Origin of the sequence: uncultured Methanobrevibacter sp., from assembly GCF_902784195.1 — an archaeon.
In the GTDB taxonomy this organism is placed as follows: domain Archaea; phylum Methanobacteriota; class Methanobacteria; order Methanobacteriales; family Methanobacteriaceae; genus Methanobrevibacter.
Map to the genome: position 1 here is coordinate 256153 of NZ_CACZTX010000002.1, position 22397 is coordinate 278549.

General features: G+C 31.1%; 21 protein-coding genes. 15 read left to right on the forward strand and 6 right to left on the reverse strand.

From position 1 onward, the window contains the following. Positions 1-102: 102 nt before the first annotated feature. Both QZU90_RS03610 and QZU90_RS03615 read right to left on the reverse strand, forming a co-directional pair. The gene (locus QZU90_RS03610) at positions 103-306 is read right to left on the reverse strand and encodes a hypothetical protein (protein ID WP_296855579.1); all 204 of its coding nucleotides are present in this window, start codon (positions 304-306) and stop codon (positions 103-105) included. Further along, a complete protein-coding gene (locus QZU90_RS03615) occupies positions 303-530 on the reverse strand; it encodes a hypothetical protein (RefSeq protein ID WP_296855581.1) in 228 nt (75 codons plus the stop codon). Before QZU90_RS03615 ends, QZU90_RS03610 begins: the two co-directional genes overlap by 4 nt. A gap of 177 nt (positions 531-707) precedes the next feature. Here QZU90_RS03615 and QZU90_RS03620 point away from each other — a divergent pair, with 177 nt between their 5' ends. The 13 genes from QZU90_RS03620 to QZU90_RS03680 all read left to right on the forward strand — a co-directional run bounded on the left by QZU90_RS03620 (position 708) and on the right by QZU90_RS03680 (position 15967). Continuing rightward, complete coding sequence (locus QZU90_RS03620; RefSeq protein WP_296855583.1) at positions 708-1349, forward strand: stage II sporulation protein M; 642 nt, start codon at positions 708-710, stop codon at positions 1347-1349. A 370-nt stretch (positions 1350-1719) separates the two neighbouring features. Continuing rightward, positions 1720-2703 carry a mevalonate kinase gene (gene mvk, locus QZU90_RS03625; protein ID WP_296855585.1) on the forward strand — a complete coding sequence of 328 codons (984 nt, stop codon included), beginning with the start codon at positions 1720-1722 and terminating at the stop codon, positions 2701-2703. Positions 2704-2839: 136 nt separating this feature from the next. Then, the gene (locus tag QZU90_RS03630) at positions 2840-3655 is read left to right on the forward strand and encodes an isopentenyl phosphate kinase (RefSeq protein WP_295604653.1); all 816 of its coding nucleotides are present in this window, start codon (positions 2840-2842) and stop codon (positions 3653-3655) included. Between the two features lie 495 nt (positions 3656-4150). Beyond that, entirely contained in the window at positions 4151-5200 is a 1050-nt protein-coding gene (gene fni / locus QZU90_RS03635) for a type 2 isopentenyl-diphosphate Delta-isomerase (RefSeq protein WP_295604651.1), read from the forward strand. A gap of 152 nt (positions 5201-5352) precedes the next feature. Continuing rightward, a complete protein-coding gene (locus QZU90_RS03640; protein ID WP_295604649.1) occupies positions 5353-6699 on the forward strand; it encodes an RNase J family beta-CASP ribonuclease in 1347 nt (448 codons plus the stop codon). 111 nt (positions 6700-6810) lie between these two features. Next, entirely contained in the window at positions 6811-7806 is a 996-nt protein-coding gene (gene idsA, locus QZU90_RS03645; RefSeq protein ID WP_296855588.1) for a short chain isoprenyl diphosphate synthase IdsA, read from the forward strand. Between the two features lie 303 nt (positions 7807-8109). After that, positions 8110-8868: a hypothetical protein gene (locus QZU90_RS03650; protein ID WP_296855590.1), complete on the forward strand. Its 759-nt coding sequence runs from the start codon at positions 8110-8112 to the stop codon at positions 8866-8868. An 824-nt stretch (positions 8869-9692) separates the two neighbouring features. Continuing rightward, the gene (locus QZU90_RS03655) at positions 9693-10256 is read left to right on the forward strand and encodes a restriction endonuclease subunit S (RefSeq protein WP_295604643.1); all 564 of its coding nucleotides are present in this window, start codon (positions 9693-9695) and stop codon (positions 10254-10256) included. 44 nt (positions 10257-10300) lie between these two features. Beyond that, on the forward strand, positions 10301-12121 hold the full coding sequence (locus QZU90_RS03660; RefSeq protein WP_296855592.1) for a type I restriction-modification system subunit M: 1821 nt from the start codon (positions 10301-10303) through the stop codon (positions 12119-12121). 811 nt (positions 12122-12932) lie between these two features. Continuing rightward, positions 12933-13850 carry a manganese-dependent inorganic pyrophosphatase gene (locus QZU90_RS03665; RefSeq protein WP_296855594.1) on the forward strand — a complete coding sequence of 306 codons (918 nt, stop codon included), beginning with the start codon at positions 12933-12935 and terminating at the stop codon, positions 13848-13850. Positions 13851-13960: 110 nt separating this feature from the next. After that, positions 13961-14230 (forward strand): zinc-ribbon domain-containing protein, encoded by a 270-nt coding sequence (locus QZU90_RS03670; protein ID WP_296855596.1) that lies wholly within the window; start codon positions 13961-13963, stop codon positions 14228-14230. A 12-nt stretch (positions 14231-14242) separates the two neighbouring features. Then, a complete protein-coding gene (locus QZU90_RS03675; RefSeq protein ID WP_295604635.1) occupies positions 14243-14653 on the forward strand; it encodes a hypothetical protein in 411 nt (136 codons plus the stop codon). 144 nt (positions 14654-14797) lie between these two features. Then, positions 14798-15967 carry an aldo/keto reductase gene (locus tag QZU90_RS03680; RefSeq protein ID WP_296855598.1) on the forward strand — a complete coding sequence of 390 codons (1170 nt, stop codon included), beginning with the start codon at positions 14798-14800 and terminating at the stop codon, positions 15965-15967. Between the two features lie 77 nt (positions 15968-16044). Here the strand turns inward: QZU90_RS03680 and QZU90_RS03685 are convergent, their stop codons facing one another. The 4 genes from QZU90_RS03685 to QZU90_RS03700 are packed head-to-tail and all read right to left on the reverse strand — an operon-like array spanning position 16045 to position 19081. After that, positions 16045-16875, reverse strand: a complete 831-nt coding sequence (locus QZU90_RS03685; protein WP_296855601.1) for a class I SAM-dependent methyltransferase — start codon at positions 16873-16875, stop codon at positions 16045-16047. Positions 16876-16897: 22 nt separating this feature from the next. Next, complete coding sequence (locus QZU90_RS03690) at positions 16898-17719, reverse strand: class I SAM-dependent methyltransferase (RefSeq protein WP_296855603.1); 822 nt, start codon at positions 17717-17719, stop codon at positions 16898-16900. After that, a complete protein-coding gene (locus tag QZU90_RS03695) occupies positions 17716-18531 on the reverse strand; it encodes a class I SAM-dependent methyltransferase (protein ID WP_296855605.1) in 816 nt (271 codons plus the stop codon). The genes QZU90_RS03690 and QZU90_RS03695 overlap by 4 nt, the downstream gene beginning before the upstream one ends. A gap of 49 nt (positions 18532-18580) precedes the next feature. Beyond that, entirely contained in the window at positions 18581-19081 is a 501-nt protein-coding gene (locus QZU90_RS03700; RefSeq protein WP_296855607.1) for a hypothetical protein, read from the reverse strand. A 578-nt stretch (positions 19082-19659) separates the two neighbouring features. Between QZU90_RS03700 and QZU90_RS03705 the strand changes: the two genes are divergently transcribed. After that, the gene (locus QZU90_RS03705; RefSeq protein ID WP_296855609.1) at positions 19660-19980 is read left to right on the forward strand and encodes a TIGR04076 family protein; all 321 of its coding nucleotides are present in this window, start codon (positions 19660-19662) and stop codon (positions 19978-19980) included. 574 nt (positions 19981-20554) lie between these two features. Further along, on the forward strand, positions 20555-22397 hold a 1843-nt coding region (locus QZU90_RS03710), incomplete at its 3' end, for a Cna B-type domain-containing protein (RefSeq protein ID WP_296855611.1).

The following is a 22397-nucleotide window of genomic DNA, read 5'->3' on the forward strand; positions in this document are numbered from 1 at the left end:
TTATTTTAAATCTTACATTCCAATGATTAAACCTACCATGTTTTCAGCACCTATGGTCATGGATAGCAAGGTCATTACTGCAGCTATTGCGAATACAACAAACTAAATCAAGACGTTCCATTTCATCACTTTAATTCCATCCAATGTTGCAAAAGGCAATAGGTTAAATGCTGCCAAATAGCTGTTTACAGAGTACCCTACAGTACAGATTAAATATATTAAATGAACTATTTGTGAGTGGATTGAAAAAGGATATATCAAGGCAGCAATAATTATGAACACTAATGTAAGTCCCATATTGGTCATTGGCCCTGCAATTGCAATTCTGCCCAGTAACCGTATTTCATTGATACGAACTTGTGTCCAATCTCATGCAATAGGAATCCTGCACCAACACCAATCATAACTATTGGCAAGATTGAAGCTATTCCAAATGGATCTGTTCCAACATTGCATATTGCAAAAGAAATTGAGAGCACTGCAAATGCAATCAGCAAGTCTCTTATTTCATTTCTTGTAAATTCATACATATGATCAAATATTTACTTTACCATATAAAGTTTTTTCTAAATATTTTGCTGTTTCCTTATATTTTTTGATAGTGTCTAATTCAGATTTAATGCTTAGAATTTTCTAATAGGTTCTTAATAAATTTAAACATTTTAAAAATAGTAAAATTGATATATATTTAAACCATATATAAAATTATGGATATTATTACAAAATTTAAAGATTTATTGATAGATTCATTAAAAGAAAATAAAAAGATGATTTTGGTATTTTATGCTATTTTTTTCATCTCATTTATTTTATCTGCTGCCTTAGTTGGTGGTCATATGGAAAATGTAATAGATGATACACCAGATTCCGCTGGTGGCAGTAAAGATGGAAATGTAACTGCAACAGAACTTTTTTTACATAATGAGCTTGGTGGAATAGAAGTTTATATAGCGTCTATATTATTCGGTATCCCTGCAATAATTGCAATTATATATAATGGAGTCAGTTTAGGATTAACTGGGGCATTATTAAGTCATTTCATGCCAAAAGGATGGATTCAGTATATAATATATCTAATTCCTCATGGAATATTTGAGTTTACAGCAATGGTTATCCAATCAGTTGCAGGAATCCTGTTATTCCTATTCATAGTAGACTTTTTAAAGGGATTAATTAGAAGTGAAAAGAATGGATTTAAGGAAAAAGTCATCTTTTCATATGAAGAAAACAATAAAAGATTTATTCAAAGTCTGGTATTGATGATTTTTTGTACAATATTATTGCTTATAGCAGCTCCAATTGAAGCATATGTCTCTATTCCATTATCTAATTTTATATTAGGAGTTTAATTTAATAGGATTTGAGATAAAATAATTCAATTTTTTAATTTTTATTCTTATATTACTCAATTTCCTATTTTTTTAACCTTTTTTTATTATAATTTCTACTATTTTTTATCTTTTTTTACCCAGTTTTCACAACTGTCATCCTGTTTAATCAGTTTTTTATGATAATTGCAAAAGAATTGGGTGCATAAATCCAAATCAAATTCTAAATATTTGCAATTATAACATTCTTTCTCTTCTCTTTTTTCCATATCTATAGTATAGTTTTTATACTATTTAAGATAAATTTATAAATATATTAAATTTTATACAATTAAAAAGAATTTCAAAATCAAATATTGGATTAATTTAAAAAAATTAGGGAGAATTATAGATGAGACATATATCAGTGGCTTCTGCACCGGGAAAGACAATTCTTTTCGGTGAGCATTCAGTAGTTTATGATGAACCGGCTATTGCAGGTGCAGTCAATAAAAGGGCTACAGTAAGCATTCGCAAATCAAATAACAATTACTCTACATTAAAGTCCAATGATTTAGGTTTTGAAGTGAAGATGGATACTCGTAGAGGAACTTATACATTAGTTAGAGGAAAGCCTGGCATTATTCGCTATATCTTAAATGCTATGGGAAAGTTCCATGATCACAGTAACATTGACATGAGCTTGTCCCTTAATTTGCCTATAGGTTCAGGTTTAGGTTCTTCTGCTGCTGTAACTGTCGCTACAATTGCTGCATTGCATCATTTTCATGGTGTTGAATTCAATAAGGAAACTTTGGCGCATGAAGCTCATGGAGTGGAAGAGGATGTTCAAGGTATAGCAAGTCCATTGGATACATTGATAAGTACATATGGCGGATTAATCTACTTGTCTCGTGAAAAGAGGATAGTCCATTTTGACAGTCATTTGGATGCTCCATTTGTTGTGGGATTCACAAATAAGTATGGAAACACTGCTAAAATGGTTAAGAACGTAAAGACATTAAAGGAAACCTATCCTGAATTGGTCAATCCTATAATCTCTACAATGGGCAAGATTGCTAATGAGGCAAGAGTTGCAATCATAAAGAATGATGTGGAAAGGATAGCTGAACTCATGAATTTGAATCAGGGATTGCTTGACTCTTTAGGTGTAAACACTTATGAATTGTCCAGAATGATTTATACTGCTCGTGACAATGGAGCGCTAGCATCCAAAATCACTGGTTCTGGTGGTGGGGGAAGTATAATTTCCCTATGTAGGGAAGACAATGTGGATGAAGTTGCAGAGGCAATAAATGTTGAAGATAAGACAATTAAAGTCAAGTTCTCAAAGGATGGTGTTTTAGTAAATAGGAGAGCTCCTCCTTTGCCTTAGATTTGTGATTGCAATGAAAACTGTTTATAATTATTTTTCATTTTTCTAAATTTATTTTAAATATTATTTATAATATTTTTTTAAATATTATTTTAAATATTATTTTAAAAATTATTTTTAATTATAGTGTGATTTTATGATTATTTTAAAGATTGGCGGAAGCATATTAACTGAAAAGGACTCAGCGGAACCTAAAGTGGATTATGAAAACTTGAATCGTATTGCAGAGGAAATCAGAGAGTCTTTATATGCTGAAGAAATCAGCAATGACTTGATAGATGGTCTTGTAATTGTTCATGGTGCAGGCTCATTTGGTCACCCACCTGCTAAAAAGTATCAAATTGGCCAACCTTTTGAAATGAAGGATTACCTTGAAAAGAGGATAGGATTTGCTGAAGTTCAAAATGAGGTCAAGAAATTGAATTCAATCATCTGTGAATCCTTGATTGAACATGGCATTCCAGTTATTGCCATACCTCCATCTTCCTTTATAACTTCACACAATAAAAGGATTTATGATTTTGACTTGAACTTAATAAAGACATATCTTAGGGAAGGTTTCGTGCCTGTTCTCTTTGGAGATGTCGTTATTGATGATGAAGTTAAGATTGCAGTTATATCTGGAGACCAAGTGCTTCAATACATTGCTAAGTTCCTAAAGTCTGATAGGATTGTTCTTGGAACTGATGTTGCGGGGGTTTATACTAAAAACCCTAAAACTCATGATGATGCAGTTCATATTGATGAAGTGAACTCCATTGAAGACATCAAGTTCTTGGAATCCACTACCAATGTTGATGTAACCGGAGGGATGGTTGGAAAGGTAAAAGAGCTTTTAGACCTTGCAGATTATGGAATAAGTTCTGAAATCATCAATGCAAATGAGGAAGGGGCCATTGCAAAGGCATTGCAGGGCATGAAAGTGAATGGAACTAAAATCTGCAGAAAATAATTTTAGTTCTTCATTGCTCTTTTTTACTTTTATTTATTCTTTTTTAGTATTATTTAACCTTTTTTTAAAGAATTTTTTCTTAAAATACTCTATTTTTACCCAATATTTAAATATAATGAAAATAAAAAATTATAAATAGTTAAAATATATGCAATTTTCACATATTTTGAATTTAAAAAATTAGAATTAATATTAAGTCGGATTTTAATCTTTTTAAATTCATTCGGGACCTAATTAAACACGTAAGAATATTTTATTTAATTTAACTTTTATTTATAAGGGCTTTTTTAAATTTAATTTTTCTATTTATAAGAATTTTACATTGATTAGTTTATTTTAGATATTTAAACTACTTTTAAAGGTTTACTATTTAAAAAATAGTTGATTATCTAGAGTTTATTTAATTGCTTTTTTTAGGTTCTAATGATTTAATAGTGCTTAGTATTAATTTAAACATATTATACTTACATTTTATTAATAATTAAAGAGGAAACAATGATTTCAGATAGAAAATTAGAACATCTATTGATTTGTAAGAATTATGATGTTAATTATAAGGATAAGACTACAGGCTTTGAGGATATTGAATTGATCCATAGGGCATTGCCTGAAGTTCATAAAGAGGAAATTGATATTTCAACAGAAGTTTTCGGCAAGAAATTGGAATCCCCTTTATTCATTACAGCAATCACTGGAGGACATCCTGCTGCTAAGGACATAAATAAGGAATTGGCTACTGTTGCAGAAGATAAGCAAATAGGTTTAGGTTTAGGTAGTCAAAGGGCAGCTATTGTAAATCCAGAACTTAGAGACACTTATGATGTTGTAAGGGAATATGCTCCAAATGCACTTGTTTTAGGAAATATTGGAGCACCTCAATCTGATTTGGCAGAGGAAGCTGTTGAAATATTGGACAGTGATATCTTAGCAATCCATTTGAACCCTTTACAGGAAGCTATTCAACCTGAAGGAGATGTTGATGCAAGAGGATACATAGATTCAATAGCTGAGATTTGCAAATCAGTTAAGGTTCCTGTCATGGCAAAGGAAACCGGTACTGGAATTAGTGCTGAAGATGCAAAGACTCTTGAAAATGCAGGAGTAAGCTTTATTGATATAGAAGGTGCTGGCGGAACCAGTTGGGCTGCTGTTGAAACCTATCGTGCAGATGACAGATATTTGGGAGAATTGTTTTGGGATTGGGGAATCCCTACTGCTGTAAGCACTGCAGAGGTAGTGAATTCTGTTGATATTCCTGTTGTCTCTTCTGGTGGTATCAGATCAGGTTTGGATGCTGCAAAAGCCATTGCACTTGGTGCGGATGCTGTTGGTATGGCACTTCCTGCACTTAAAGGAGCTTATGAAGGGCAAGACGCTTTAGTCCAAATGGTGGAAAGGTTCAATGAATCATTAAGAATTGCAATGTTTTTAGTTGGGGCTTCAAATATCGAGGAGCTTAAGAATTCAAGTCTCATCATCAAAGGAGAAACTAAAAACTGGTTAGAAGCAAGAGGCTTTGATACAAAAGCATATGCTAGAAGATAATTCATAAGAGAATTATCTTGAAAAATTCTATTTTTTAATTTAAGAGTTTTAACTCTTATTTTTATATTATTTAGAATGTATTGTACTTTATAATTTGAAAATAAATATCATACTAATTATTTTACGGAAAAAAAACAAAAAGGAGGCAATAAATGACTGTAGAAGTTATTGCAATAGGTGGATATGAAGAAGTAGGAAAGAACATGACTGCAGTAAAAGTCGGTGAAGATGTAATCATCTTTGATATGGGTATCCACTTAGACAGAATAAGCATTCACGAAGATACAGATATTGATAGAATGCACAGTTTGGATTTAATAGAAAGAGGAGTAATTCCAGACGATACAATCATGAAGGATGTAGACGGTAAAGTTAAGGGAATAGTATTCTCACACGGTCACTTGGACCACATTGGTGCTGTTGCCAAATTGGCTCACAGATACGATGCACCAATCATTGGAACCCCTTATACCACTGCATTAATTGAAAAGCAAATTAAAGGAGAACGTAAATTCAAGGTAAACAATCCAATCAGACCATTAAACCCTGGAAGCAAGATCAAGTTATCTAAGGACATTACATTGGAGTTTGTACAGTCCACTCACAGTATTCCTCAAGCTGTGTTCCCTGTATTGCACACCAATGAAGGAATAATCGTTTATGCATTGGACTTTAAGTTTGACAACCATCAAAAGGTTTCCCCACCACCTGATTACAATAGGCTTAGGGAATTAGGTAGAAAAGGAGTATTGGCTCTTATTGTAGAGACTACCAATGCAATCAACTACACTGAAACCAGAACTTACTCAGAAAAGGTTGCAAGGATAATCCTTGAAGACTTGATGAGAGAACCTTTAAAGGCAAAAGAAGGTATGATTGTAACTACCTTTTCATCTCATATCGAAAGGATTCAAACCATTGCAGACATTGCAAAGGACAGCGATAGGGAAATTCTATTCTTAGGACGTTCTATGGAAAGGTTCTGTGGAATAGCTCAGAACTTGGGAATCTTGAAATTGCCTGCAAACGCTTATGTTTATGGATCTCCTAAAGCAGTCAATAAGGCCCTTATGAAAGCTGAGGATGATAGGGACAAGTTCTTGCTTGTAACAACTGGTCACCAAGGTGAACCTGATGCATTGCTTCCAAGAATTGCTAGTGGAAGAACTCCATTCAATGTAAAGAAAGGAGACAATGTCATATTTTCAGCACCTATCATTCCAAATCCAACCAATGCTGCAAACAGACATATTCTTGAATCCAAACTAAAGGCAAATGGTGCAAGAATCTATGCAAACGCTCACGTTTCAGGACACGCTGGTCGTGAAGACCACAGGGATTTCTTGAGAATGCTTAAGCCTAAACACATCATTCCTGCTCACGGTGAGCTTGAAATGTTAGTGGCTTACGGAGAGCTTGCAGAGGAAGAGGGATACAGAATTGGAAATAATATTCATATTTTAAGAAATGCACAAGCTCAAGTCTTTAATGGCCATTAGTTAATTTAATTAATTTTTTTGAGCTCATTTCATCAAATTTTCATTATTATTAGCAAATTTTAATTAAGTATTTAATTAAGTATCAATAAATATTATTCTAGAGGGAGAATTATGTCTGATGTTACTGATGTCTTAAAACAATATTCCAAAGATGTTGTAAAAACAATTGAAGAGAATCTTAGTGTTATTGAACCACAGGATTTACAGGATGCTTGTCTTTACTTAACTAAAGCTGGCGGTAAAATGCTTAGGCCAGCTCTTACTTTAATCTCTGCAGAAGCAGTTGGAGGAAAAAAGGAAGATGCACTTAAAACTGCTGCTGCTTTAGAGCTTATTCATACTTTTTCACTTATCCATGACGATATCATGGATGATGATGACATGAGAAGAGGAATGCCTTCCGTACATAAGGTATGGGATGAACCTGTAGCTATTTTAGCAGGAGATACCTTGTTCTCAAAAGCATTTGAAATGGTAATTGATTCCAAAGAGGAAAATGCAAACCCTGCAAATGTTGCAAATGCATTAGCTACTGTTGCAGATGCTTGTGTAAAAATCTGTGAAGGTCAAGCTTCCGATATGAGCTTTGAAGGAAACTTTGATGTAAAAGAAGCGGAATATTCTGAAATGATCTTTAAGAAAACAGGCGCATTGATTGCTGCAGCTACCAAAGCAGGAGCAATCATGGGTGGAGCAGATGACGAAACCGTCAAAGCATTATACGAATACGGTCGTATGATTGGTACTGCTTTCCAAATCCAAGACGATTATTTGGATGTAATCAGTGATGAAAAGGACCTTGGAAAACCTGTTGGAAGTGACATTGCTAAAGGTAAGATGACTCTTATGGTTGTTAAGGCATTAGCTGAATCTGAAGGCGAAGATCATGAAAGATTGCTTGAAATCTTAAAAGAAGAAAATTCTTCACAAGAAAACATTCATGAAGCTATTGATTTATTCAATAAATATGGCTCCATTGAATATGCTCACAATCTCGCTTTAGAAAACGTTGATGGTGCTAAGAAAGTACTCGAAATATTGCCTGACTCTGAAGCTAAAGCAATGCTTATCGCTTTAGCAGATTTTGTTATAGACAGGTCTTCTTAATTTAAGTATTTTCTTTTTTTATTATTTTTTTAATTATTTTATTTTTTACTTTTTTTAGATTTTTTATTATTTTTTAATCATTTTCATTATTAATTATTCTTAAAATTTGTATTAATTTTAACTTATTTTCATTTTCTTACTTTTTTTTTAAATTTTTTCATTGATTTTTACTTTTTAAATCTATTTTACCCCCATTTTATAAGTTTTTTAAGTTAAGTTTATAAATAATTTAATTTAAATTAATAATTATAATAATCTATTTTATTACTAGTTTTTAAAAAATTAGTTAATGGGGAGGTTTATGTGGATTTAAGACGTTTATTAGTGGTATTGTTAGTGATTGCTGTGGTTTTGGTTAGCTCTTTCTTTTTATTGAATTATGATGAGACTGTAAAATATAATAGAGTTAGCCTTACAAACACTTCCAGCATAGAAATGCCAATAAGTGATCAATCTACAACTGCTGTGGTTCATAATGGAATTTACCTTATTAATGACACTAAGCATGATTTAACAGTGATGTATTTCAATAGCGCACAAGGCAATCAGGTTGCTGCGATTGAATTGGAGTATACCCGTAATGATTTTATATCAAATTCCGTTCAGGAAACATTAGGAAATCAAACCATTTGGCATAATGAAGAAAATGGAACCTATATGGCTTTCATTGGAAATCATGTAACCCATGACAACATTTTGATTATATGTAAAGATCCTGAAATGTTGGAGCATATGATTACTTCTGTAAAATATCAATACTTCAATGAAGAGACAAACAGTACAGAAACCATAACCGGAGATAATGCAAGTGCTGTTGATAATGCAAGTGCTGCTGTCGACAGTACTAAGTCTGCTTCCAATCAATCTTCATCAAGCAATGTGCCTGCAGGTTATTATTGGTCTGGTCAGGATGCAGATTATATTAGAGAATATGATGATGCTAACGGTGTTCATCATATAGACCGTCTGCATGGTCCTAATGAAGCTATTGACACAGTAAACAATAAGCATTATACAAATGGTGTAGAAGATACAGAGGCCTATAATAAAGATTTTAATTAATTTTAATTATTTTCTCTTTCTTCTTTTCTTTTTTAATTTATTTTGATTATTATCTCTTCTTTATATTGTTTTTTCCATAAATATTATATGTCATATGATTTTAGAGTAGTGTCATTAAATTTAAGAACGAAACCTTTATATACTAGTTTGTGTATAATACTTATTGTGATTAGAAAAAACTTAAGTAAAATTAAGTCTTGCTTATTTTTTTCAATCATTAAAAGTTTCATTAAAATTTAGAAACTAAAAAATGTTTCCAAATAGTGAATTGGTGCAGATTCAACCTCTCTAAAATGTTTGACTTTAACACCTTTTGCTTTGATTCGTTATTCATATGTATGCACTAAATTTTAATGGTTGAAAAAATAAGATCTAATCCAAATCAATATCCAAATTAATATCAAATAAATTATAAAAAAAATGGTTAATTAAAAAGCTGAAATCAATCTTATGTTATTCATAAGCTAAGGAATATAAACTGGGGGTGAATTATATTCCTTCTTGTTTGAATAGGAATTGGGGGTGATTCTTATTCAATCATGTGCTTATGAAACTTTGATTATTTCGATTGATGTCCATGGAATATAATTTGGGGGTGAATTATATTCTTTACGTTTGGGATAGGAATTGGGGGTGATTCTTATCCTCAGGAAAAAAGGTAATGGGGGTGTTATCTTTTTTCCCTTAATCTTTAATCATTTTATTTTTTCATTTCCATAATCTCTTTTTTTATAAATTATGCCCTTAACTTTAAGAACAAGTAATTATATAATAATATATAGAAATATTGTTATGTTTTTATTTTAATCCAATTAGGTGAGTATATGATTAAAAAATATAAGTTTGATGAGATTGCAGACATTTTCACTGGAATTAGGGTCAAACGTTATCAAAAAGGAATTACAGTAGAGCAGAAAGTGTTGAAGAAGACATATGAAGACAGCTCAAAAATTGAAACTGATATTGAACTTGTTTCTGAGGATATAAATCCTAAGTTTTACTCCAGGAAAGATGACATTGTGATCTTGCTTGCAGGATCTACTGTAAGCAAGCTTGAAGAGGAGGGAATAATCATCCCTATGTATTATGCTGTTGTAAGGGTTAGGGAAGGATTTGATGTGGATTTCATCTACCATCTTCTTAAAAGTGACATTTTTCCAAGGGAATTGCATAAAATCGTGGAAGGAACTACCTTAAAAATCATTAAAACCACTCACCTAAAAGAAATTACTTTACCTATACCTGATTATGAAACTCAAGTGAAATATGGAAGATTATTTAAATTGATGGACAAAAGAATCAATCTAAACCAGGAATTAATTGAATTGGAAAGACAGAATGAGAAATTGATCATGAAGAACTTATTGGAGAGATTAGGGGATAAGTGACCTTTAAGTTGATGATTATAATTATTTAAATTTGGGGTTATGATATGGAGAATGTTTTAGGACGTCAATTATGGTCCATTTATGAAGATTTGAAAAGGGAAAAGAAGATTGGTTTCTTAACTGATGATGAGTTTCAAAAGTATTTCCTAGGTTTCATTTCCTATAAGTATCTATCTGAAAAACTAGAGGCTTACATTAAAAACAGATTAAAAGCGAAAAACATTAATTTTGAAGAAGCCTATAATCTTAAAGCTTATAAAAAATCCTTAAGAGAAAAGTCCATTAAAGATATAGGGTACTTTTTAAGACCTAATCTCTTATATAGAAACATTGTCTCTTCAAAGAATTATGGAAATATTATTATAGAGGAATTGGATAAGGCATTCACAGAAATCAGCGATTCTTCAGTGGGAAGAGAAAGTCAAGAGGATTTCCAGAACCTATTTGAAGGAGTGGACTTATATGCATCTCAATTGGGGAAGACAATAGATGATAAGAATCGTGTTGTATTCAATATATTGGATGCATTGGGGCCAGTTAATTTTGATTTGGATAAGGAAAGCAGGAACAACACTCTTTTAAGCAAATCAATTCTTGACAATAGAAAATTCAATAGATCTGATTATTCATATTCAAGGGATAAGCGTTACAGAAAAATGAATAACATTAAGGCGGATTTCGACTCTTTAAATTTCTTAGTTGATAAAAAAATGGAACGTGATTTAATAGAGCCTAATTATTCTATAGAAGAGAATAGCTTAGATCATGAAATTTCAGAGGAATACAGTTTAAAAAAGGATAGCTATCACAAAGATGAAACTTATGAAAAGTATATCGATGATTTGATTGGAAACAGTTTTGAATATCTATTGAGTGAGTTTTCCTTGAATTCATCAAATTCCTCAGATTACTATACTCCTAATGAGGTTTCCACTTTAATAGCAAAATTGATTTCTTCCCAGAAATCAAAGCTTGAATCCGTTTACGATCCATGTTGCGGTTCAGCTTCCTTGCTTTTAGAGATAAATAAGGAATTGCCTTGTGATTTTATCTGTGGTCAGGAACTTAACGCATCATTCTATAATATTGCAAGGGAAAACATGATTCTGCATAATATCCATTATAAGGACTTTGACATAAAGCAAGGGGATAGTTTGGAGCAGCCACAGCATTTGGATTATACATTTGATGCTGTAGTGTCTCAGATTCCATTTAACTCCAGATGGACCGCTGACAGGAGTTTTCTTGATGATGTAAGGTTTTTGGAATATAATATTCTTCCTCCACATTCAAAAGCGGATTATGCATTCATTCAGCATATGCTTTATCACTTGAATAAAGATGGAATAATGATTGTCGTTGCTCCTCATGGAGTTCTATTCAGGTCTGCAGCTGAAGGAAAAATAAGAAAGATGATTGTTAGAAGATTCAATTATCTTGATGCAGTCATTGGACTACCTGCAAACATGTTCTACAGCACAAATAATCCTGCTTGTATGATGATCTTTAAGAAAAACAGGAAATCTGATGATGTTCTCTTTATTGATGCTTCCAAAGGATTTGATAGAACCAAATTAATCAACTATTTGCAGGAAGAGGATATTTCTAAAATCGTAAGCACTTATAGGAATAGGGAAGAAATAGAAGGTTATTCCCACAGAGCAAGCTTAAATGATATCAAAGAAAATGATTTCAATTTAAACATTCCTCGTTATGTTGATACTTACGAAGATGAAGGTGAAGACATCGACTATGATGAGTTGGTATCAAGACATAAATCTGTAAGTGATGAGATTAATATGGTTACAAGAGAGATTGAAGAGACCTATAGGGAGTTAAACATTGAAAATGACTTATTTAGGTAGTTTTTGACATTCTCTTTTTATATTCTTATTAAATTATTATTTCAAATAATCTTTTTTTATTTTATTCATTTTAATTTATTTTTTTCATTTTAATTTATTTTTTTCATTTTAATTTATTTTATTTTATTTTATTTATTTTCAAATGCTCTTGGAACAAGGGTTTATATTTATTTAAATAATATTATAATCAAGGAACGTGTATTTTTTGGTGAAACAATCTTATTGTCTTAAGATAAATTCATTGGATTATACAGTTTCTTCTTATCGGAAAATACTTAAAACTACGAGTTTAATCAAGGATTTATTAAGATTTATTATTCATAATATTTCTTTGATGAAATTCTTTTGATTATTCTAAATAATACTTTAAAAAAATCATTACATTCGTCTTATCTCTATTTGGAATAATCAAATTTTTTTATAAATAAAATAGATTAATATTTTACTTTTTTTAATTATATTTTACTTTTTTTAAATTTATTTGATATTTTTAAGATTAATTAGCTAGTTTTTTCTAATATTAATAGCAAACTATTTATATATTAAATAAATAAATTATATTCATAGAATTATTAACTATACTTTTAGAATATTCTTTTAACATATCACCCCCTTTACATTAGTTTCTAGTTTTCTTTTTTTGGTATAGTTATTAATTCAGGTTTAGAGCTTAGATTTTTTATCTAAGTTCTAAACATTAATCCTTTTTAATTAACTTTTTTTAAATTTTCATAAATATTTAATAATGTGAAAAGTCAAAATTATAATTGTTATTTTTATAAAAATTTATCCAATTTTGATAGGTGAAAAAATGAGTAAAACTTATATTTTTGGTCATAAAAGTCCAGACACTGATTCAATTACCTCTAGCCTTGTTATGGCTGATTTGGAAAGCAAATTAGGTAATGATGTCGTTGCATGTAGATTAGGAAGTCTTAACAAAGAAACTGAATACGTATTGAATTACTTTGATATTGAAGCTCCAGAATTAATTGAAAAAGTTGAAGATGGTGCAGAAGTTATTCTTGTAGATCATAACAGCCCAAGCGAATCTGTTGACAATATAGAAAATGCAAAGATTTTAAAGCTTGTAGACCATCATAAAATAGCTTTTGAAACTTCTTACCCATTATTTATCAGAACAGAACCTGTAGGATGTACTGAAACTGTTTTGTTAAAGTTATATAAGGAAAACGGATTCACTCCAGATAAAACCATTGCATCCTTAATGTTATCTGCAATTATTTCTGACACCTTGCTTTTAAAATCTCCAACTACCACTGAAGATGATAAGGAAGCAGTAAAAGAGCTTGCAGAAATCGCTGAAATTGATTATGAATCTTATGGATTGGAAATGTTAAAGGCTGGAACTGACTTGTCCAGTTTCTCTATTCCTGAAATCTTAAGCTTAGATGCAAAGCAAATTGACTTTAAAGATGTAAAATCCATTGTAAATCAAGTGAACACTGCAGATATTGCTGATGTAATGCAAATGAAAGGTGATTTGGAAGCAGGCATGGAAAAGATTATTGAAGATGAGGATTTAGACTTATTCATGCTTTTAATCACTGATATTGTAAACAGCAATTCTCAAGTGATTGCTCTTGGTAAGGATGCTGCACTTGTAGAAAAGGCTTATGGTGTAAAATTAGAGGATAACGCTGTCTTATTGGAAGGGGTTGTTTCCCGTAAGAAACAAGTGGTTCCTATAATGACTGAAAATGCTTAAATAGCATTTTTCCTTTTAATTTTTTATTATTTAATTTAATTTTTAACTTGGGTATTGTTGAATGAAATTTTAAGTTTTAAAAATTATTTGTTTATTTAAGGGGGTAAAAAATGTCAAAGTTTTGTCCAAATTGTGGTCATGAGAATAAGGATATTGCTACATTCTGTGGAAATTGCGGAAGTAAACTGGTTTCTTCAAATATCAACAGCAACTTAAGAGATACTGGGTCTTCCACTAATGGATCTACAACCACTACAACTACAACCACAAGCAGTGCAAAATCTAGCAGTGCTTCTAAGGGGTCTGATGACTGGGGTTCTGTATGTTGTGGAGTGCTTATAGTTTTATTTATAATAATTCTTATAATGTCAATTGGATAATTTAGGGATAAAATGGATTTCAATCAATTTGGGAACAATTTAGAGGATTCCACTAATTTCTTAATAGAAAAATTAAAGGAAGTGCATCCTTGGGATGATGAATGGAAATACAATATTGCTGTTAAATTAGTTCCCATATATGAAGATGAAATTAGCCAATTCAAGGAATATTTGGAATCTATTGGCTTGGATTTCACAGAAGAGAATTTCAACAATATCATTAAGTTCTCCTCCATTTTGACTAAAGATCAAGTTAAGATTCTGTTTATGGGTGATTTAGCTGAGATTCCATTGATTTATGATGGCAGATATTTAAGTGATGATGAAAGGATTGACTTATTGGTTGAATACAAGACACGCTTAAGGAAAGTTGAGCCTAACTTATATCTCTTCTTCAATCATGTGGAAAATTACTTGGATTAACTCTCTCATGCTTAAAATTTTTTGAATCTCTTTTCTCATTTTTTATATTTTTATACTTTTTAACTATTTTTAACTTTTTTAGCTATTTTTATATATTTTATTAAACATATTATTAGATAATTAAAACTTGTTTTAGGTGACACAATGTTTTATAGAAAATTAGGAAAAACTGATTTAGAAGTATCTAATTTAGGTTTTGGATGTATGCGTTTACCTCATAAGGAGCATTTTTATGAGATTGATGAGGTGGAAGCTGCAAAGATGTTCGATTATGCAATCGAGCATGGAGTGAATTATTTTGATACTGCTTATTCTTTTCATAGTAAAAACAGGAACTTAGGAGGAAACGCTGAGCCATTTTTAGGCAAGTACCTTGCTGAGAGGGGCATTCGTGATGATGTTGTCATACAGACAAAATTGCCTGGATGGCTAGTGAATAAAAGGGAGGATATGGATAAGTTCCTTGATTTGCAACTCGAAAGATTGCAGACTGATTATATTGACATTTACATGTTACATTCCTTAAAGATAGACTTCTGGAACAAATTATATGGTATGGATGTATTGGAATTCTTAGACTCAATCCTCGAGGATGGAAGAGCTAAATATGTAGGTTTCTCATTCCACGATGATTTGGATGTTTTCTTCAATATTATGGATTCCTATGATAAATGGGATGTAATATTGACTCAAGTTAACTATCTTGATGAGGATTATAAAAGCGGTCTTGGCGGTTTGGAGTTTGTAGGAATGGCTGGCCTTGGAAATGTTATTATGGAACCTCTTAGAGGAGGAAGCCTAATCAATAATATTCCGGATGAGGTCCAAGCCCTTTGGGATACCGCTGATAAGAAAAGGACTCCTGTTGAATGGGCATTTGAGTATTTATGGGATAAGCCTCTTGTAACTTCCGTTTTCAGTGGTATGAGCAATATGGATCAAGTGAAGCAGAATGTTGCAATTGCAGAAAGCTGTGATGTAGATTCCATGAGCGAGCATGATAGGCAAATCCTGAAGGATGTCACTCAAGTCTATAAGTCAAGGGAAGAGATTCCATGTACTGGTTGCAGATATTGTATGCCTTGCCATAATAGGGTGGACATTCCACATTGTTTCAAGCAGTATAATATTGCAAAAAGTCTAGATTATATTGATAAGACAGCAGCCCCTTATTTCTGGTTAGTTAATAAGGATGAACGTGCAGACAGCTGCACATTCTGTGGTGAGTGCAATATTCAATGTCCACAAGGAATTGATATCCCTGCAGAAATGGAAAAGGTGTTTGATTTCTTCCATGATGAAGAATATGTATAAACTTTTTCAGTTTATTTTTTTTATTTTTTTTTAACTTTTTAAAAAATAGTGTTAATTTTTATTTTATTTATTTAATTTTATTTCTCTTCTTCTTTTTTCCACCAAATTAACACTAAATCTGTTTTATCTTTAGGATTAACCCAGTTTCCCCTATCATTTTTAACAAATGTTTCTTTGAAGTAATTCTCTAAAGCAATTTTGTTTTCCTCTTCCAAGTCTCCAAGTCTCCATATGGATCTTTCTATCGCTTCATCTATTGTATGGTATTCCTTTAGGTTTTTACATTCCAATTGAAGAACATTTGCTTCAATTCCAAGACTTCTTAAAATCATAACTAAAACCATATGGTCTGTACCTGCCTTAAATGGTTTTCCTGCTATTTCTGCCTTTTCTTTTTTGTATTTATGGATGGATGATCCAAAAACAGTTATGTAGACATATTCATTGGCTATTTTATTAAGAGTTAAAAGAGTATTTTTTATATTGAATATTCCATTCAAGCATCTGGATGCAAGTACAATATCATAATCCCCAATTTCATCATAATCAAGGTCATTTATGTCCTTTTGAATGGTGTGGATATTGACTATATTCTCATCTTCGGCTTTCTTATTCAGTTCTTCAAGCATCAATTCGGATTTATCGATTCCAGTAACTGATTTTGCTTTTTTAGCTATTTTTCTAGTTATGGTGCCTTCACCGCAACCTATATCAAGAACTGTGTCATTAGAAGATATTCTCATTTCATTGAGCAAAACGTCCGGATAATCATCATTTTCAAGCCATTTACCGTATTCTGTTGCTATCTTATCCCAATCCTTTTCTTTTTTAAATCCTTTTTTGAGCGATTTTTGCCAAATGTATTCCCAATCGAGTTCTAAAGGATTTATTTCATCTTCTATTCTCATGATAACCCCAAATATAATTAGATTATTTTTTCCACCAAATTAATACCCAATCAGGCTTGTCATTAGGATTGGTTAATAAGCCATCTTCATCTTCCTCTAAAATGGAATCTAAGTACTTTGGCAATAATTCCTGTTCTTCCTGTGTGAATTTAGCCAAATTCCATTTACCATTGTCAATAGCTTCTTCAATAGAATGATATGTTCTGACGGGACCGACATCCAAATTTATCACATTAGGGTAAATGTCCATTTCTGCAAGAAGATTTAAGAGAATTGTGTAAGAGGGAGCCCCGCCATATTCGCTATTAATGTATTTGAAGAAGTCCTTTTCAAGTTTCCAGTTGTTTGGTCCAAACAGTGTAATGAATACATATTTATTTGCTATTTCATTGAAGTTGGAAAATACTTTTTTAGGGCTTTTAATTCCATTTATCACTCTGGATGCTAAAACAATATCATGATTGCCGTATTTTTTCAATGTAACATCATTTACGTCATCTTTAATGGTTTTAATATTATCTATTGATTCTTCCTGTATTTTTTCATTAAGTATTTCAAGCATCTTATCGGTTGCATCGATAGCTGTAACACTAGCAACTTCTTTGGATAATGGAATTGTAACGCTTCCTTCACCGCAGCCGACATCTAAAACTGTATCTTCTTTTGTTAATATCATTTTTGAGATTAATTGTTCTGTGTAATTGTCCTTGCTGGCACGTTCACTATATTTTACAGCTGCTTTGGTCCAATCTTTGCCTCTGTCTCCTTTTTTATCCATTTTTCTAGTCCAGAGTTCTTCCCAGTCAATTTGATTTTCATCTTCTATAATGATTTTTTCTTTCATTTCTTCCACCAGTATAATACCCAGTCTGCCTTATCATTTGGGTTAGAAAGCTTTCCATTTTCACCTTTCTTAAGTATATCTTCAAGGTATTCATATAACTGCTCTTTCTCCCTATCATTTAAAGTATCCAATCTCCATTTTCCGTTTTCTAAAGCCTCTTCAATGCTTTCATATTCCCTTTCACGACCTATGTTTAGACTTTCCACATTTGGATAGATTCCCATATCTACAAGTATGTTGAAAAAGTATCTATGAGATGGAAACTCAACATATTCCTTATTGATGGAATCATAAAATTCCTTTTCAATTTTCCAGTTGTTTGGTCCAAAAAGGGTTATGTAAACATAATTTTCAGCGATTTCATTAATATTTGCAATGGTTTCCTTTATATTTAGAATTCCATTCAATGATCTTGAAGCTACAACAATATCATGTTTTCCCACATTATCAATTGTTATTTTACTTAAATCCTCTTCAATTGTTTTGATATTGCCATTATTCTCTTTTTGAGCTTTTTCATTCAATATTTCAAGCATTTTATAAGCAGAATCAACTCCCGTGACACTTTTTGCTCTTTTTGCAAGGGGAATTGTTATAGTTCCGTCACCGCAACCTAAATCAAGAAGAGTGTCATCTTTGGTTATATCAATCCTTTCAATCAATTTGGTGTGATAGTCGTCTCTTTTGGCAGACTTTCCAAAATTCGGTGCTGCCTTATTCCAATCTTTGCTTCTATCCTTTTTTGCTTCAAGCTTCTTTGCCCAGAAGTAAGCCCAATCTATCTCTTCAGGATCATTTATTTGGAAAGCCATCTTATCACCAATTTTTAATCATTTATAAAAAAAAGTCGTTTTTAAATGTTTAAGACTTGTTTTCCTCTTTCATTTGCTTTTGAACTTCATAAACATCAGAGACTGCTAATGTTCTTTTAAAGTCAAAACGGAAGTTTTCAATGATTGCACCAAGTTCTCTCATTGTTGAATCGAACTTTTCAGTCTTTACAGGAATATCACATAAGCTGTCAATGCTTTGTCCAAGCTCATCAATGTACTTTGGAAATGTTTCATTTGCATGATTGAAGAAAACGTCGTATTCCTCTGGATTTTCGATATTGTCATTTCTGATGTTCTCTTTCATCTTCTCATAAAAGTCATTGTAGTAGGAATAGCTTTCCCTGAAGGAATCAAGCAATTCAGCTATTCTCTCAGACATCTTATCCACACAATTCTCTTTAGTTTCTTGGGTAGCATCTGTTGCAAGAAGTGGCATATTTGCTCTAAAGAGCAATCCTACATCACTTAAATTTTTATTTAAACCATTAATTGCCTTTTCAAAAGAATCTATATCTAATCTTCCATCCATTTTAAATTCCACCTATTGTATTTTAGTATTTGTAAATTATTTTCTTGTTCATAGAGAATTTTCATTTCATTTTCAAGATATACAATAGATAATTTTTAACAAGTTTTCCTTTATATATTGATGATTTTTATCATTGAATGTCTGTCTTGAAAAAATTGATCTATCTCTTCATCATATAATTTTATTAATTGCCTAATATTTATAATTAGTTTATTTTTTTACAGTTCTTTATAAAGAAAATTCATTATTTGACAAAAATTTTCATATATTAGAGAGAGGTGTATTTCTACTGTAAAATTTTTGAAATTTTGTTTGGTAAAAACATTATTTCGATTTCGAAATTTCTAAATTGAAAAATCACCATTTTTTACATAGTTTCATATAGTAAATTTTTCAAAAAATTTTTCCTTCATTTTAATTAAAAAGATGATTGATTAAATCATATTTAATTATCAATACTTATAAAATTATTAATTGCTTTTTCATTTATATTAATTCATATCAAAAATCTCATTTATTTAGTGCAACTTATCTACCTATCATTAATTATAATTACTAAAAACAACTAATTTCTAATTATGAAGAAAGTTAAGATTACAATTTTAAAAACTACATTTCAAGAGGATCTTGCTAAGGAGTATGGTGTCGAAGGATTATCCATCTGTCCCTTAATGAAAGAGGGTGAAGTGTATTATGCAGACTATGCAAAACCTGAAGGATTTTGTGATGAAGCATGGAAGGCGATTTATCAATATGTATTTGCATTAGCGCATGGTGCAAGTGAAATATGGTATTATGAGGACTGGATTAAAACTCCAGGAGTAGCTATTGTATCCTGCAATGATGGACTAAGGCCAGTTATAATGAAGCTTGAAGCTACAGACATCGAATCCAATTAGAAAATTGATTTAATCAGATATATTTAGGCATAACTAAATAATTTTTCCTTATTTCTCTAAAGGGACATTTATATCAAATAATTTAAATATTAAAATGCTTAAAAATTATATTGTCTGATAAATATTGTTGCTAAACCTATTTATTAGATTTGCCTATCTAATATGTTTGTAATTTTATTACATTCATATTAGATTTATACCTAAATTTAATAAACTTTTTTTTAAAAATTATTCATTTTCACATATCTATTTTTTTAAACATTATCTAACTAATGTAATTAATTAAACAAAAGTTAAATAGTTGGTCTATTTGCTGTTTTTTCATTAATCATTATTAAATAAAACATGATTATACAAGTTAAGTATTTATAATAAAAGGACCATATATTGTATATGAAAATGGTGATTTTCTAGGGGGATATCTAATTTTTTTTTGAATGAATAAAATTCTTATTCATTTAAAGAATTATTTATTTTAAAAAATTTTTTAGAGATTTTTTTAATTCTGGATTTATTGCTATTTTTTGATGCAAAAACAAAATTTTTAAATTTCTGTTTTTTGGATGTGAAATTTATGAGATTTAAAAATAATATTGGTTTCATGCTTGTTATGGCTTTTATACTGCTATTAACTGTGAGCTTAGTTTCAGCATCTGAAGTTGATAGTGATGTTGGAGTCATAAACAATGACAATGAATTACTTGCATCTAACGTTGGTTATGTGGAAAATGGAGAACCATCTGACTTGAATTTAAAATCAACCCAAAATGTTGAAATGGATGATTCTGGCAAAATAAGTTCAAATCAAGCAGACTCTCTTGGTGAAGATGGAGTTGATGATGAACCGATTGATTACCATGATGCCAATGGCATGGAATTAATTCCATCAGAAAACCCTATTGTTTCTGAAGAAAATTATAGTGTAATTTTTGATTGGGTTGAAGATGGTTATTACAATGATTATGCTCCTGAGGCATATTATGAAAATCCTTGGCTAATGAATGATACTACATGGGCTTATTGTATTGAACCTGGTCCTTCAGGTCCTGACGGATATTTTTATGGTGAACCGGGAGTATACAAAAGAATCACTTTAACTGATGAACAGTTAATTCATCCAAGAACTGGTGAGGATGTATTGCCTTATATCAGGACATTTTTATACTATCATTACAATGATACTGAAAACTTCACTACAGTAAGCAGTGGAAAGGTATCATTCCCTAATGTACTATGGGCTTTTACTGATAGCCAAGATTATAATAATCCTAATAGTCATTTTAATAGAGAACCATATAGCAATCCTTCATGGACTTATGTAAAGGAAACTATTGATATGGTCAAATCTGGCAATGGGATCCCTAACAGTGGAACTTTCCATGACACTGGTTTAACATATCAATTCTATTTGTATTCTTCCATCAATGGACGACATTATCAAAATATTCTTGGTTTTAATCTATTCACTAATCTTAGTGTGATTAAAGAATGGGATGATTATGATAATATAGCTAATTTAAGGCCTGAAAACATTAGTGTTGATTTATATTCTGATGGTGAACCTTTTATAAGAGGAGTTACTTTAGATAGTGACCATAATTGGGAATATACTTTTAACAATTTGCCTCTTTATTCAATATCAAACTTGACTGCTCCAATCAATGCAGATGATTATAAAATAGAAACTGTATTGGAAGATGACTTTGACGTAACTATTACAAAAGTATGGCCTGATGATTACTCCAATAGACCATCCCGTATATATGTGAACATATATGCTGATGGTAAAAATCTTGGACGTGTATCTTTGTATAAGAGTAATGATTATACAACAACCATACCAAATTTCAATAAGTATGATGCTGAAGACGGTCATGAAATTAATTATGAATTCGTTGACTCAACTTATCCTGGATCATTGGATATTTCCAGATCTGAAATTTATCAGGTAAAACACATTAAAGTAAGTTTAACCAATGATGAATTGAAACAAGCAGGAAAATCAATTGAGTTAGTTTCCGATGGATTAATTTATGGAGGAGCAATTTTAGAAGAGGCAAATGATTGGACTTATACCTTCTTAAATCTGGATAAGGATAGCAATGTTGATATACGTGAAAGATTGGATTCAAATGGGGTTGTGCATTTAGCAAATTACACCATTAAAGAGTCTGAAGTTCGTTATTACTTATCTTCTGTATCTAGTAATTCCACTAGCATAAATCCATTAATGCCATCTGAAACAAAATTCTTTGATGACACTGAAGAAAAAATTACATCAAGTATAAAAATTACAAATAAACTTGAATTGATTAATCTTACTGTGAATAAGGTTTGGGTGGACGATGATAATCGTGATGGTCTTAGGCCTGATAGCGTTACTTTCGTTTTAACCGGTACTGATGGTAAGACCTATT